The organism is Streptomyces sp. NPDC024555 (assembly GCF_055559335.1).
In genome coordinates this window covers 185,064-198,735 of sequence record NZ_JBVHKV010000014.1, presented here as the reverse complement: position 1 = coordinate 198,735, position 13,672 = coordinate 185,064, and the positions used below count along the sequence as shown (strand labels likewise).

Below are 13,672 nucleotides of genomic sequence, written 5' to 3'. Positions count from 1 at the left end.
GCCCGGCGCCGCCGGAGCGATTTCAGAAGCCGTCCTGGGCCTTGGCCAGCAGCCGTAGCCCCCGTTCGATCTCGGCGGGCGCCAGATGCGCGTACCCGAGCACCAGAGCGATCGAGCGGTCCGCCGGGGACACCGTCCCGCAGTCGCTCAGCGGACGCAGGGCGATTCCGGCCTCCTCCGCGCGGGCGAGGAACTCCGCGTCGGGTCCGTAGCGCTCGGGCAGACGCGCGATGATGTGCAGTCCGGCGGCGATTCCGCTGACGGCGGTGCCCGGGAAGTACGTGGACAGAGCCGTCGTCATGGCGTCGCGACGTTCCCGGTAGGCGCGTTGGCAGCGCCGCAGCTGACGGTCGTAGTCGCCCCGGACGACGAAGTCGGCGAGCACCGCCTGGTCCAGGCTCGGATTGCCGAGGTCCATCGTCCGCTTCCGGTCCACCAGTTCGTCCGTCATGGAGGCCGGAGCCAGCAGCCAGCCCAGCCGCAGTCCGGGTGCGAGCGACTTGCTCACCGATCCCGTGTACGCGACATGCTCGGGATCGAGCCCCTGCAGGGCGCCGACCGGGGCGCGGTCGTAGCGGAAGTCCCCGTCGTAGTCGTCCTCCATGATCACGGCGTCGTTCTCCCGGGCCCAGTCGAGCAGCCGGCTGCGCCGGGCGGCGGAGTAGGCGATTCCGGTGGGGAACTGATGGGCCTGTGTCGTCACCACGGCACGCACCCCCGAAGCGTCGAGCGGTGCGATCTCCAGCCCTTCGTCGTCCAGGGGAAGCCGTTGCGTGTCCAGTCCGGCGGAGGCGAAGAGCGCGGCGTGCTCGGGGCTCCCGGGGTCCTCGACGCCGACGGTGCGCTGCCCCCGGCCGTGCAGGACGAGCCCCAGAAGGGTGGTTGCCTGGGCGACGCCCGAGCACACCAGCAGCCGTTCCGGATCGGCCACCACTCCGCGGCGCCTGGTCAGCAGCGCGGCGAGCGCGACGCGCAGCTCGGGCAGACCGCGGGGGTCCGGGTACCCCAGGGCGCTGTGCGGCAGCCGGTTGATGACCGAACGGTGTGTGGCGGCCCACGCGCTGCGGGGAAACAGCGAAAGATCCGGAGTGCCCGGCCGGAAGTCGACGAGGGTGCCCGGTCCGCGAGGTGCGAGATCACGGGCCCCGTCCGCCGCCGCGCGCACCGACCCGCTCACCCAGGTGCCCGCCCCGCGGCCACTGCGCAGATAGCTCTCCGCGGTCAGCTGCTCGTACGCCTCCGTGATCAGGCCGCGCGACACACCCAGATCGGCGGCGAGCGCGCGGCTCGACGGCAACCGGGTCCCCGGCACCAGACGGCCTGAACGTACGGCCTCGCGCAGCGCGGACTGCAGGGCACGCCCCCGGCCGCGCGCCGGTGCCGCCGCGGCCGGCAGCAGCAGCTCCCAGGCCGCCGACACGGACTCGTGCACGTCAGCGGCACCGGCATGCTCTGAATTGGTCCTCGAAGACATCATGAATGTGGACCTTAATCCGGACCGCCCGGATGCCTAGCGTCATTCACATGAATACGACCTCACTGCGCGGCGCCGCCTTCGCCGCCTTCGCCTGCGTCCTCGTCGGTGCCTCCTTCACCGCCAACAGCGTGCTCGGCGCATACCCCTACGCCGGGGGGCAGACCCTGCGCTACGGCCTCGCCGCCCTGCTGCTCATCCCGCTGCTCAGGCCGCCCGAGGGGCCTGGGCCGATGGAGGTGCTGCGCGCGCTCACCGGCCGCCAGTGGGCGCGGCTCGCCGTGCTCGCCGCTGTGGGAATGGTCGGGTTCAATCTGGCCGTCCTGACCGCGGAACGCTCGGCGGAGCCGGCAGTTCCGGGCGTGTTCGTCGGCTGCGCCCCGATTGTTGTGGCCGTTCTCGTGCCGCTCGGCGACGGGCGCCGGCCGACGCGAACCGTCCTTCTCGCGGCCACGCTGGTCGCCGCCGGTGCCTTCACCGTGCAGGGATGGGGGCGCACGGACACCGCGGGCATTCTGCTGTCCGTCGGGGCGCTGGCCGGTGAAGTGGGATTCGCCCTGATCGCCGTGCCCGTGCTGCGCCCGCTGGGACCCCGGCTCCTGTCGGCCACCGCGTGCGCACTGGCCGCTGCGGAGTCCGCCGTCATCGGCGTGGTGCTCGACGGGGCGGGGTTCGTACGGGTGCCGACGGGGGAGGAGACCGTGGCGTTGCTGTGGCAGGCGGCCGTGGTCACGGTCATCGGCTTCGTCTGCTGGTACCGGGGGATCCAGCGCATCGGCGCCGAGCGGGCCACGCTGTTCTCCGGGCTGATCCCCGTCTCCGCCGCCGTCACGGCTCCCCTGGTCGGAGCGGGTACGTACGGGCCGGCTCAGGCGGCCGGGAGCTGCCTGGTCGGTTTCGGAGTGGCGATCGGCTCGGGTCTGCTGCGGCGGCGTGGGGGCGGGGCGGCCGGGGATTCAGCGACTCGTGTCGAGAATCACCCGGGAGACGAGGGCGGGGTCGTCGTTCATCGGGACGTGGCCGCAGCCGGGAAGCCTGACGAGGCGGGCCTCGGGCAGCGTGTGCTTGGCCCGGATGCCCTGGCGGCGCAGAAGCAGCCGGTCTCGGCCGCCCCAGGCGATGGTCACCGGTAGGCCCGGTATGTCGTCGCGGAACAGGGTGTTCCGTCCGGCGGCGAGCGTCCGGTGGAAGCCGGTCGCCCCGCGCAGGGCCAGGGTCTCGGACGTCGCCGCCTCGGGGGAGCGGCGACCGGGCCGGGCGTAGATGGTGCTGGTGAGGACGGTCCGCCCGGCGGCGGTGCGCGACAGCCGCTCGATCAGGGGCAACGGCATGGACAGGGCGGCCCGCCGCATGGCGCGCAGTGTGGTGAACGCGTACCGGCGTTCGCTCTCGTTCCAGAAACCGGCGGGCGACAGGGCCGTCACGGAACGCGCGAGCCCGACCCGTCCCAGTTCCAGGGCGAGCAGCCCGCCGAGCGAGTTCCCCGCCACATGCGGCCGGTCCACCCCGATGGCCTCGCAGAAGGCCCCGAGCACGGGGACCACGGTGCCGAGATCGTACGGAAGGTCGTCGGGCAGACCGGGTGAGGCCCCGAATCCGGGCAGGTCGACGGCTATGACATCCCGCTCGACGGCGAGGACCGGTATGACCGGGTCCCACGCCTGGAGGTGGTGGCCGATGCCGTGGAGCAGCAGCAGAGGTGCGCCGGAGCCCGCACGCTCGTAGGCCACGGACACGGTGCGCGGTCCTCGGGGCGACTCGACGGTGAACGAGGCCGTGGCCATGGGGACACTCCCTGGGGAACGCGGCGCGTCGTCGACGAGCCGATCAGTGAGGTAGACGGACTGTCAACAACAATTACCGCCAGGTAGCTTGTAGTTCAAGGGGCCTGCGCCATGGGAACTGGACACCGCGCGACGCGTCGGCTGGGATGGCCCGGTGACGACCGAAACCGTGACCGACGTCTTCGAAGAGCACCGGCCCGTCCTGATCGGGGTCGCCTATCGCATGCTCGGCCGCATCGCCGACGCCGAGGACGTGGTCCAGGAGGCATGGCTCCGGTGGTCGGCCGCTTCCCGCGAGGAAGTGCGTGAACCGCGTGCCTTCCTCGTCCGGATCGTCACCCGTCTCGCCATCGACCGGCTGCGCCAGATCGGCACACGCCGCGAGGCGTACGTGGGGCCGTGGCTCCCGGAGCCCCTGGTCACCGACTTCGGGCCCACCGTTCCCGACACGGCGGAGCAGGCCGTACTCGCCGAGTCCGTCTCCGTCGCCGTGCTCGTCGTACTCGAATCGCTCTCTCCGCTGGAACGCGCCGTCTTCGTGCTGCGCGAGGCCTTCGGATTCCCGTACGCGGAGATCGCGGCCACGCTCGACCGGGGCGAGGCCGCCGTGCGCCAGCTCGCGGGGCGCGCCCGACGCCACGTGGAGGAACGCAAGCCCCGGTACGACGTCGACCCCGCCCAGCGGCGCGACCTCACCGAACGCTTCCTCGCCGCGGCCGCCGGAGGCGACATCGAGGAACTGCTGGCCCTGCTGGCACCCGACGTGCGGCTCGTCGGCGACAGCGGCGGCAAGTCCAAGGCGCCGCTCCGGGTCCTGGAGAGCGCGGACAAGGTGGGCAGGTTCCTCTTCGCGGTCGCCCACGGGCAGGTCCCGGACATGGAGATCCGCCTGGTGGAACTCAACGGCGCGCCGGGCGCCCTGGTCCTCTCCGGCGGAAGACCGGACTCCGTGTGCCAGGTGGAGATGCGCGACGGCGTCGTCCAGTGCGTCTATATCGTCCGCAACCCCGACAAGCTCACCACGCTCGCCGTCGACTAGCCCACGCACCTGCGGGGCGCCGTCCGCCACCGGCCGCCCGGCCCCTTCCCGCCCTCCACCGGATTCCCGCCGAGGAACGCGGCCTCGGGAAGTCCTGTCACGCTCCCGCCCCCAGGCGTGCCCAGAAACCCCACGACCCGCCCCGGACGTGGGCCTTTGTGCTGCGCACGGCCCTCGGGTCCGCGAACGTCCTGTGAACGCTGCGCGGCCGGCCTTCGATTCACAGCTTCGCGGCCCGAGGATTGGTCTTGACCAAGGGGGTGCGTCGTCCTATGGTCTCAACGTTAAGACAGGAACCTTTAATAAATAACGTCGCGGAAAAGCCGCTGGGCGATTGCGGAGGACAGGGTGGGGACCACGCAGCTGGAAACGGTGCAGGAGCCGAAGTACTGGCACCTCAAGACCGTGCTCAGTGAGGCACTCGACTCGGACTTTGCGGTGGGGGAGATCCTCCCGAACGAGCGTGAGCTCGCCGCTCGGTTCGGCGTCGCCAGAGCCACGCTCCGGCAGGCCCTGGAACAGCTCGAACTGGAGGGCAGACTGCAGCGCCGCCGCGGTGTGGGCACCACCGTCGCCCCGCCGCGCGTGGGCGTCGCGGTCTCCACGGCCCGGCACGACTGGACCGGCGGCGGAGCCGGCGAGGCCTGGCAGGCCGTCGACTGCGAGAGCGCCGCGGCACCGGCTGCCGTGGCCGGCATGCTCGACATCACTGTCGACGAGCCCGTGCACATCGTGCGCCGCATCCGTGTCACCCAGGGGCAGGCGGTGGCGGCGGAGCTGCTGTACGTGCCGTCCGCCTCCGTTCCGGAGCTCTCGGCCATAGAGACGCCCTCCGGTCCCGCCCGTGCCCGCAACGTCGTCCGCGAACTGCACCGTCTGGGCCTCGACGGCCAGGACCGCTCCGTGGAACTCGGCTCCGCACGTGTCGACGACGCCAAGGAACTCGACCGGCTCCCCGGCGCCCCCGTCCTCGTCGTCACCACCCGCTACCTCGCGGCCGGCGGCACAGCAGCCGTCTCCGTCGCCACCTACCGGGCCGACACCTGCCGCCTCACCTTCGGCGACTCCGGTGCCCTGGAGATCAGCCACCACGAGGACGCGCGCCAGGCGTCCTGACCCGCCGCCCGCCCCCACCGGGGCGGGCATCCCACGGCCCGTCGCATCAGCGGCGGGCCGTCACCGTTCCCTCCACCGCGAACAACTCCTCCTCGACGTGGTCGAGCGCCAGCCTCAGCGCGCCCGTGGCCACCGCAGCCTCCCCGAGGAGCGACAGGGCCACCCGCGGCGGGCGCAGGCAGTAGCGCGCCAGCTCGTTGCGCAGCGGGTCCAGAACGCCGTCCAGGCCCGCTGCCCAGCCCCCCACGACCACCAGCTCGGGATCGAGAGCCAGAGCCAGTGCCGCCACATCGTGGACCAGCCGCTGGATGAACCGCTCGACAGCCGCCTGCGCCCGCTCGTCACCGTGCCGTGCCTTCGCGAACACCGCCGCGACCGCCTGCTCGTCCAGCGGGTCCAGAGGGGTGTCCGTCGTCGACAGCAACCGCTCCGGCGTCACCTCGCGGCCCAGCAGATGCAACGCACCGATCTCACCGGCCGCACCACCGAACCCGCGATGCAGCCGCCCCCCGATCAGCGAACCGGCTCCGGGGCTCAGGCCCGCCAGCACGAACACGATGTCATCGGACTCCCTGCCCGCACCCTTCCAGTGCTCCGCCACGGCCGCCGCGTTCGCATCGTTCTCGACGAGCACGGGACAGCGGAACGAGCGACCGAGACGTTCACCGAGCGCCAGCCCCGTCCAGCCCGGCAGCGCCGTGCCGAGCCGCACCGTGCCATCGGCCTCCACGATCCCGGGACTGCCCACACCGACGGCTCGCAGACTGCTGCGCGCCACGCCCGTCCGCCGCAGGACGTCCGCGACGACGGCCCGCACCTTGTCGAGCCGGTCGTCCGCACTCGCCGTCTCCGACACCTCGCGCGAACCCGCCCCGGTGATCCGGCCGTCCAGGCCCGACAGGAGCGCCGACACCCGGTGAGGACCGATCTCGATGCCCAGCAGATGCCCCGCCTCGGCCCGGAATCGGAACCGGCGGGCCGGCCGTCCCTGCCGACGCGCCTCCGCCCCGTCGGGCGCCGACTCGACGACGAGCCCCGCCTCGAAGAGACCCTCCATGACACCTTCGACCGTCGGCCGGGACAGGCCCGTGATTCTCGTCAGATCCGTGAGCGTCGGAGAACCCGCACCTCGGAGGGCATGCAGCACCACCGCGGAATTGATCCGACGCAGCAACGACGGGTCCCCACCGGTCAGCCGGCCCACGGTGTGTCCTCCCAGCTCGTGCGCATGTCAGGCGGATGGTACTCGCTGCTCAGGGGCGTGGCGACCGCGGGCGCCGATGCCGCCCCGGAACGCCCGGTATCAGCTCGGCGAGACGAATCCGGACTCGAAGGCCGCGATCACCGCCTGGGTGCGATCCCTGGCCCCCAACTTGGCGAGAACCGCGCTGACATGGGTCTTCACCGTTTCCACACTCACCACCAGATGTGCGGCGATCTCCGCGTTGGACAGACCCCGGGACATGAGCCTCAACACAGCCGCCTCCCGATCGGTCAGCGAAGCCCGCTCCATGACCTTCCTGGCCCTGTTCGTGCCGTACTCCGCAGCCAGCTGCCGCACGGCCGCGGGGAACAACAGTGACTCCCCCTCCGCCACCAGCCGCACGGCATGCACGATCTCGGCCGGCCGGGCCCGCTTGAGAAGAAAGCCGTCCGCCCCCGCACGCAGCGCCTCGTAGACGTACTCGTCGTTCTCGAACGTCGTCACCACCAGGATCTTCGGCGGATCCGGCACCGACCGCAGTACGACGCGCGTCGCCTCTATGCCGTCCATGAGCGGCATCCGGACATCCATGGCCACCACGGCGGGGCGCAACTGACGTACGAGGGGCACCACCGCCGCGCCGTCACCCGCCTCGCCCACGACCTCGATGTCCGGCTGGGCGTCCAGCACCGCACGGAGCCCCGCGCGGACCAATGGCTCGTCGTCGACCAGAAGTACGGTTACCGGCATCGGCTCACCCTATGCGGTCGAGCGGAAGGCTCGCGTGCACCATCCATTCCCCCTTGTGCGGCCCCGTTCTGGCGCTGCCTCCCAGAAGAGACGCCCGCTCTCTGATCCCGCGCAGGCCGCTCCCGCCCTCGGGTACGACGACGGCGCCGGATATCAGAGGATTGGTCACCTGCAGGTCGAGTTTGTCTTCTGTCACGGCGATGCGGACCCGCACCGGAACCGATCCGGAGTGCCGCAGCACATTGGTGAGCGCCTCCTGAAGAATCCGATAGCCCTCACGGGACACCGGCGCGGGTACCTGGTCCAGCGGACCGGACACATGGGCGTCCACATCGGCGCCGGAGCCGCGTGCCGAGTCCAACAGGCGATCGGCCTCGCTCAGCGACGGCCGCTGACCCGGCGGTGCGTCCGTTTCGCGCAATACCCTCAGTACTCGCTCCAGGTCGTCCAGTGCGTTGCGCCCCGTTTCCTCGATCGCCGCCAGCGCCCGCTCGGTGAAGACCGGGTCGCCGGCGGCACGCGCCGCTCCGGCCTGGACCACCGCGACCGTCAGGGCGTGCCCGATCGAGTCGTGCAGCTCGCGCGCGATCCGATTGCGCTCGAGAAGCTGTTCCGTGCGCGCCTCCAACGCGGTCAGCCGTTGCACGGGGGTAGGCCCGAGCAGCCACCGGGCGGCCGCCGTGATCAGGTCACCGCAGATCACGACCACGGAGAGCAGTACCACGAGCGGAACGGGCGCCAGGATCGCCGACCACCACTGCGCGCCGAGCCCGGGAACGAGCCAGGCGTCACTGGTCTCGAACCCGGCAGAGGACCTGATGAGGTCGACCGTCGTGGCCAGCAGCCACACGGTGCTCATCCCGGCCAGCCCGGCACAGACCAGGCGCACCTCCAGCCAGAGCGCGGTGCGCCAGCGCTCGGACCAGGAGGACGACGAGGCTACGGAGATGGACGCCTCGGGATCACCACGCTCGCGAGGCGTCAGCAGCAACTGTGCCTGGACGCCCTCCGCGAGCCGCATGCCCGGTATCAGGCCGACGCCCGCGGCCAGTGCGACGGGCACCCACGGCATGTCCGTCGAGATGTACAGCCACACGCTCACGACGGCCCCGGGCAGGAGCAGGTGCAGCCACCGGGTATAGGTGACGGGCGATGCCAATCGGCGGAAGAAGCTGAACATGCCGCCATCGTGCCAGCGCGGTCGGCCCGGCGACTCCCCCGAGCGAGGGAGATGATCTACCCCGATGGGGGAGGACCGGCCCGGGGCGCGGCGGCGAGGCTGAGGACATGACCAGCATCGGAGTCCACGAACTCACCAAGGACTACGGCGGGACCCGCGCCGTGGACGGACTCACGTTCAGCGTGCGGCCGGGACGCGTCACCGGTTTTCTGGGACCGAACGGGGCAGGGAAATCGACCACCATGCGCATGGTGCTCGGCCTGGTCCGCCCCACCGCCGGAACCGCCACGATCGGCGGGCAGCCGTACGCCGACCTCAGCCACCCGCTGTGTCGCGTCGGAGCACTTCTCGACGCTCAGGCCGCTCACGGCTCCCGGACCGCGCGCAGCCACCTCCTGGCGCTGGCGACGAGCAACGGGATAGGGGAGTCGCGTGTCGAGACCGTGCTGGAGGAGGCAGGCCTCGGCCACGTCGGGGGCCGACGGATCAAGACGTACTCACTCGGCATGCGCCAGCGCCTGGGCATAGCCGCGGCTCTTCTCGGCGACCCCGATGTCGTGATGCTCGACGAGCCGTCGAACGGTCTGGACCCGGAGGGCATCATCTGGATCCGGGAGTTGATGAGGCGACTTGCCCGGCAGGGGCGGACCGTTCTCGTCTCCAGCCATCTGATGAACGAGACCTCCTCGTTCGCCGACCACCTGATCGTTCTGGGCAGAGGGCGACTTCTCGTGGACCTTCCGATGCAGGAATTCCTGGACTCCCGCAGCCGGCCACGGGTGCGGGTGAGTACGACCGAACCGGTGCGGTTCGGCGAAACCCTGGCGCGTCGAGGATTCCGCGCCCGGCAGGGTGAAGGCGGGCTCTGGACCGTCGACGGGGCGAGGGCGGAGGAGATTGGGACCCTTGCGGCATCGGAAGGAATCCCCTTGCTCCAGCTCGTCGACGAGCAGACCACGCTCGAACAGGCCTATCTCGATCTCACCTCGGACACCACGGAGTTCGCCTCGGCTCCATCCGCCGTTTCTTGCCGTCAGGAGGTCTGACCATGACCACCACCGCGATCCTGCGTTCCGAGTGGATCAAGATGAGATCGGTTCGATCCGTCACCGGGTCCCTGGCCGCGATCCTCCTCGCCACCCTGGCCATAACCATCCTGGTTACCGCCACCATCGGGCAGGCCGAGGCGGAGAAGGACGGTGCCGATCTCGTGTTCGGTGCCTTCTACGCGTTGAACTTTGCCCAGATTGCGGCCATCAGCTTCGGCGCGATGGCGGTCTCCACGGAATACGTCAACGACGGTCTCCGGATCTCGCTGGCTGCTGTCCCGCGCCGCACCCGGCTTTTCGCCATCAAGATGTCCCTCATCGGGAGTGCGGCACTCGCCGTGGGGCTGCTGACCGGCTTCAGCAGCTTCCTGGTCGGTCAACTGTTCATGGGGGATCATGCCATCGGGCTCGGAGAGCCCGGCGCACTGCGGGCGGCCTTCGGCAGCGGCATATACCTGGCACTGATGGCGCTCTTCGCCGCCGGCCTGACCTTTCTTCTCCGGAGCGCCGTCGCCGTGCTCGGCCTGCTGATCCCCTTCATCCTGATCGTCTCGTTCGTCGTGGGCGATGTCGCGGGCGGGGCGGCCGACTATCTGCCGGACCGCGCGGGCCAGTTGGTGCTCCACCAGCAGGCGGAGAGCGGCAGCCTGGGGCCTTGGACGGGCTTGGCTGTCACGGCTGGATGGGCTGCCGCTGCTCTCCTCAGCGGGTGGTGGGCGATACGACGGCGCGACGTCTAGCTTCGATGGCGCCGAACAGATGAAGGTTCCCGCCTAGATGAGAGCTCCCGCCTGGATATTTGGTGGTGCTGGTGGCCAGGGAACGTCCAGGGCGCGGGCCAGGGCGGCCGTGACGGGGACGTGGTGGTCGGGCAGGTGGAGGAGAGCCCAGGCGGCCGCACGGTCGAGGAAGTCGAGAAGGTTCTGCTCGACGCCGGCGAGCAGAACACGGAGATCGGTGGCGGGCAGTTCGATGACGGGACTGTTGGGCTGCTCGGCGTTCGTGGTGAGTCGGATGGCGGCGCCGACACGCTCGGCGACCGGTGACACGGGTTCATGGCCGAACGTGAGCGTGTGGCCGTCGTCGATGAGGCGATACCAATCACGCCAGTCCTCCAGCCCGTCGCAGCAGCCGGGCAGGAAGGCATGGCCCGAGGCCGGATCGGTGACTCCCAAGCCGCCGGACGCGAAGGGGCCGTCGAAGGTGAGGAGCCCGTGGAGGAAGGAGCCGAGCGGACCGGCCGGGCGAGGTGGGCGGTCGCCATCGGGGTCGATGTCGTTGCACTTGGCGATGCACATCACCACGGAACCGACCTCGGCGGACGAGAGTCCACCGTGGAGCGGCAGAAAGCCGGAGGGATCGGGGGCGGCTGTGGGCCACAGGTCGAAGCCTTCGGGGCTGTAGGCCTCCACGACTGGCTGCATCACGATCATGGGGCGAGTGTTCCCCATCCGCTCGACCGGTCGCTCCTCGACGACGTCCTGTGCTGTCCTGTTCGGTGGACGGAGGCTTGGCCGTCCTGGCGCCGGGGGCCCCAGGAACAGCGTTGCTCGGCGCGGAGCCCGCGCCGCTTCATCCACGGAGGAGAGGTGGGTACGGAGCATGACAACTGCCGTGGTCCGTACCCGGCCGGCCGGTTCTTCGTCAGAGACGCCCTACAGGTCCTTGGCGCGGCACAACTCCTGGTCCACGAGGGCGCTCATCGCGGCCTGGGTGTCCTTGCTGCCCTCGCTGGTGGCGTACACGACGGCGGTTCGGGAACCGTCGGAGGTGATGCCGATCCAGGTGCGGTATCCGAAGAGTTCGCCGGGGTGGCCGAAATAGGCGCCGCCGCACGAGAGGGGGATCGAACCGATTCCGAGTCCGTAGCGCACTCCGAGCGCGGGCGCAGGCACGGTGGTCGTCATGGCGTCGAACTGGGCCGACGCCATCAAGCGGCCGTTGAGAAGAGCGGAGTAGAAGCGCGAGAGATCACGGGTGGTGCTGATGATCGAGCCCGAGCCGGTGGCCATCGTCGTGTTGAGCGCTGTCACGTCGATGGTGGGCCCCGTGGCGTCGCCGAAAGTCGAGTAGCTGCGGGCACGAGGGCCGGGGACGGAGGCGGACGTTCCGGGGATGCTGGTGCCGTGCAGGCCCAAGGGGTGAATGATCCGGTCGGCTACTTCATGGTCCCAGGGCTGGCCGGTGACCCTCTCGATGATCATTGCCGCGAGGACGTAGTTGATGTTGGAGTACGCCCAGCCCTCGCCCGGCGGGAACGTAGGGGGGCGTTGCATGGCCAGGGCCACCAACTCCGGAGGCGTGTATGTACGGAAGCGTTGTGCGCGGTAGCCGGCCGGATCGGTGAGAGCGGGGATGTCGGGCAGGGCGTCGGGGATGCCGCTGGTGTGCTGGAGGAGTTGCCGCACGGTGATGAGTCGGCCGTCGTTCCCGTTCCCGTGAACGGTGCCGGGTAGCCAGTGCTCGACGGTGTCGTCCAGGGCGATGCGTCCTTCGCCGACGAGTTGCAGGATCACCGTGGCGGTGAAGGTCTTGGTGACGCTGCCGACCCGGAACCGGCCGTTCCGAGGCATGGGGGAGTTGCCTCCTTTCGCCGAGGTGCCGGCTCGTGCGACGTCCCGCCCGTCGCGGGAGGTCACCTCGGCGGACACGCCTACGGTCCCCGTGCGGTGGACGGCGTCCACCTCGCTCTGGAGCGGGTCGGTCGGGCGGGGTGATGCGGCTACCGGCAGAGCCGCAGAGACCGTGAGGAGCGCGGAGGCCATGACGGTGAGGGAGAGGACACTTCGGCGGGCATGTGCTAACCGGGGCATGGTGGACTCGTTTTCCCTGTGGAGGTGTGTGGCGGGGGCAGGGCCCATGTGCGGGCCTGCTCGGCGATGGAGTCCATGGCATCAGTGATGGAGGGCCTGGGCCCAGCAGGGTGTCCCCCTGCTGTAGCGCCCTGCTGCCCTCCGGGCTGCGGTGGGGGTAGCCCCACCGCAGAGATCGGCTCCATCGGATGGCGAAGTGCGTGGCACCAGCGCTGTCACGCAGGGGCGGAGTGGGTGGGTGGGGGAGAAAGCAGCGGGGCCGGATCCGGAGAGGCGAGGGGAAATCTCGGGTCGGCCGGCCCCGCTGGGACTGCTCAGCGCTTGAGGGTGAACGTGAAGTCGTCGGTGACTCTGCTGTTCAGCCGGATGGTCGAGTCGACGCGTCCTCGGGCGATCAGGCGCTCGACCTCTGCGCGTGGAAGGGCACAGCCCTGGGCGATGAGACGGGTCGGACGGACGGGGATCCGTGCGGTGAAGCGAACGGCGACTTCGATGACGGTGCGATTCAGATGCTCCGATGCGCCGGTGTCGAGCCGCCAGTTGGTGCCCCAGTCGAGTGTGAGGCGATTGCGGTGCTGGATGAGGGGGACCTGGAGGAGTTCACCGGTCAGGGCGGTGTCGTTGTGGTGGAGGCGGTCCAGGAACTCGGGCTGTATGGAACGTATGTGGGTGCGCTCCAGGACGGTGAGCTTGGCGGTCTCCCCGCATCGCGTGCAGAGGACGAGGATCCAGACGTCGAGGAGCTTGTGGTTCGCGTTGACGCGGAACTTGCCGTCGGGCCGGAAGCGGTCGGAGCCGCAGGTGTGGCAGCGGCGGGCGACGAGCGGGAGGCAGGTGGGCGTGACGACCCAGGTGTTGAGCATGGAAGTACACCGGTTTCCAGTGAGAAATCCGCAGCAGAAAGGGGCACGGCGCACGGATGCGACGCGCGACGAGTCAGCGCTTGGGAGGTCTCACAGGGTGTACAACGGCACGCCTTTGGCTGGACGACGAGTTCGGGAGCAATGTAGTGGCGTGCACGGTGGGCAGGCACCGTAATTTCGGAGCACCGAGACCCGGTGTCCTGGGCCCGCCGCCCGATCGGGGAACCCGGCCCGTGTTGTCCGGGCTCAGGCGTCAACTGCCGGATCATCGGCCGAACCTGCCGTGCGCCTGCGGTCGCGTGCCCAGGCAGTCCGCCGGCGTGCAACCTGCCAAGGGCTCAGGAGTGGTGCCAGGATGGGGGCAGACAGGTGCATAGAGCACCAAAAGGGTAGGGCGGGT

The 13,672-nt window shown here is 70.3% G+C and carries 12 protein-coding genes; 4 read left to right on the top strand and 8 right to left on the bottom strand.

What is annotated here, in order from left to right:
- Positions 1-22: 22 nt before the first annotated feature.
- Entirely contained in the window at positions 23-1,477 is a 1,455-nt protein-coding gene (pdxR, locus tag ACZ4FH_RS25075; RefSeq protein WP_467307525.1) for a MocR-like pyridoxine biosynthesis transcription factor PdxR, read from the bottom strand.
- A 953-nt stretch (positions 1,478-2,430) separates the two neighbouring features.
- Positions 2,431-3,258 (bottom strand): alpha/beta fold hydrolase, encoded by an 828-nt coding sequence (locus ACZ4FH_RS25070; protein ID WP_467307523.1) that lies wholly within the window; start codon positions 3,256-3,258, stop codon positions 2,431-2,433.
- Positions 3,259-3,412: 154 nt separating this feature from the next.
- Between ACZ4FH_RS25070 and sigJ the strand changes: the two genes are divergently transcribed.
- Both sigJ and ACZ4FH_RS25060 read left to right on the top strand, forming a co-directional pair.
- Positions 3,413-4,297, top strand: coding sequence for an RNA polymerase sigma factor SigJ (sigJ, locus tag ACZ4FH_RS25065; RefSeq protein ID WP_467307521.1), 885 nt, complete (start codon positions 3,413-3,415; stop codon positions 4,295-4,297).
- Positions 4,298-4,645: 348 nt separating this feature from the next.
- Entirely contained in the window at positions 4,646-5,413 is a 768-nt protein-coding gene (locus ACZ4FH_RS25060; RefSeq protein ID WP_467307520.1) for a GntR family transcriptional regulator, read from the top strand.
- 46 nt (positions 5,414-5,459) lie between these two features.
- Here the strand turns inward: ACZ4FH_RS25060 and ACZ4FH_RS25055 are convergent, their stop codons facing one another.
- The 3 genes from ACZ4FH_RS25055 to ACZ4FH_RS25045 form a co-directional block, all read right to left on the bottom strand.
- Entirely contained in the window at positions 5,460-6,617 is a 1,158-nt protein-coding gene (locus tag ACZ4FH_RS25055) for an ROK family protein (protein WP_467307518.1), read from the bottom strand.
- A 99-nt stretch (positions 6,618-6,716) separates the two neighbouring features.
- Complete coding sequence (locus ACZ4FH_RS25050; protein ID WP_467307516.1) at positions 6,717-7,367, bottom strand: response regulator transcription factor; 651 nt, start codon at positions 7,365-7,367, stop codon at positions 6,717-6,719.
- A 4-nt stretch (positions 7,368-7,371) separates the two neighbouring features.
- A complete protein-coding gene (locus ACZ4FH_RS25045; RefSeq protein WP_467307514.1) occupies positions 7,372-8,547 on the bottom strand; it encodes a sensor histidine kinase in 1,176 nt (391 codons plus the stop codon).
- A gap of 107 nt (positions 8,548-8,654) precedes the next feature.
- Here ACZ4FH_RS25045 and ACZ4FH_RS25040 point away from each other — a divergent pair, with 107 nt between their 5' ends.
- Both ACZ4FH_RS25040 and ACZ4FH_RS25035 read left to right on the top strand, forming a co-directional pair.
- Positions 8,655-9,593 carry an ATP-binding cassette domain-containing protein gene (locus tag ACZ4FH_RS25040; protein ID WP_467307512.1) on the top strand — a complete coding sequence of 313 codons (939 nt, stop codon included), beginning with the start codon at positions 8,655-8,657 and terminating at the stop codon, positions 9,591-9,593.
- Between the two features lie 2 nt (positions 9,594-9,595).
- Positions 9,596-10,336, top strand: coding sequence for an ABC transporter permease (locus ACZ4FH_RS25035; protein WP_467307510.1), 741 nt, complete (start codon positions 9,596-9,598; stop codon positions 10,334-10,336).
- A 33-nt stretch (positions 10,337-10,369) separates the two neighbouring features.
- Here the strand turns inward: ACZ4FH_RS25035 and ACZ4FH_RS25030 are convergent, their stop codons facing one another.
- The 3 genes from ACZ4FH_RS25030 to ACZ4FH_RS25020 all read right to left on the bottom strand — a co-directional run bounded on the left by ACZ4FH_RS25030 (position 10,370) and on the right by ACZ4FH_RS25020 (position 13,272).
- On the bottom strand, positions 10,370-11,029 hold the full coding sequence (locus ACZ4FH_RS25030) for a hypothetical protein (protein WP_467307508.1): 660 nt from the start codon (positions 11,027-11,029) through the stop codon (positions 10,370-10,372).
- Positions 11,030-11,251: 222 nt separating this feature from the next.
- The gene (locus ACZ4FH_RS25025; protein WP_467307582.1) at positions 11,252-12,361 is read right to left on the bottom strand and encodes a serine hydrolase domain-containing protein; all 1,110 of its coding nucleotides are present in this window, start codon (positions 12,359-12,361) and stop codon (positions 11,252-11,254) included.
- Between the two features lie 362 nt (positions 12,362-12,723).
- Positions 12,724-13,272 carry a DUF1062 domain-containing protein gene (locus ACZ4FH_RS25020; protein ID WP_467307506.1) on the bottom strand — a complete coding sequence of 183 codons (549 nt, stop codon included), beginning with the start codon at positions 13,270-13,272 and terminating at the stop codon, positions 12,724-12,726.
- Positions 13,273-13,672: the final 400 nt, after the last annotated feature.

Coding starts and splice junctions, on each gene's coding strand:
- pdxR (WP_467307525.1), bottom strand. CDS start 1,477: ATGATGTCTTCGAGGACCAATTCAGAGCATGCCGGTGCCGCTGACGTG.
- ACZ4FH_RS25070 (WP_467307523.1), bottom strand. CDS start 3,258: ATGGCCACGGCCTCGTTCACCGTCGAGTCGCCCCGAGGACCGCGCACC.
- ACZ4FH_RS25050 (WP_467307516.1), bottom strand. CDS start 7,367: ATGCCGGTAACCGTACTTCTGGTCGACGACGAGCCATTGGTCCGCGCG.
- ACZ4FH_RS25045 (WP_467307514.1), bottom strand. CDS start 8,547: ATGTTCAGCTTCTTCCGCCGATTGGCATCGCCCGTCACCTATACCCGG.
- ACZ4FH_RS25040 (WP_467307512.1), top strand. CDS start 8,655: ATGACCAGCATCGGAGTCCACGAACTCACCAAGGACTACGGCGGGACC.
- ACZ4FH_RS25035 (WP_467307510.1), top strand. CDS start 9,596: ATGACCACCACCGCGATCCTGCGTTCCGAGTGGATCAAGATGAGATCG.
- ACZ4FH_RS25030 (WP_467307508.1), bottom strand. CDS start 11,029: ATGATCGTGATGCAGCCAGTCGTGGAGGCCTACAGCCCCGAAGGCTTC.
- ACZ4FH_RS25025 (WP_467307582.1), bottom strand. CDS start 12,361: ATGGCCTCCGCGCTCCTCACGGTCTCTGCGGCTCTGCCGGTAGCCGCA.
- ACZ4FH_RS25020 (WP_467307506.1), bottom strand. CDS start 13,272: ATGCTCAACACCTGGGTCGTCACGCCCACCTGCCTCCCGCTCGTCGCC.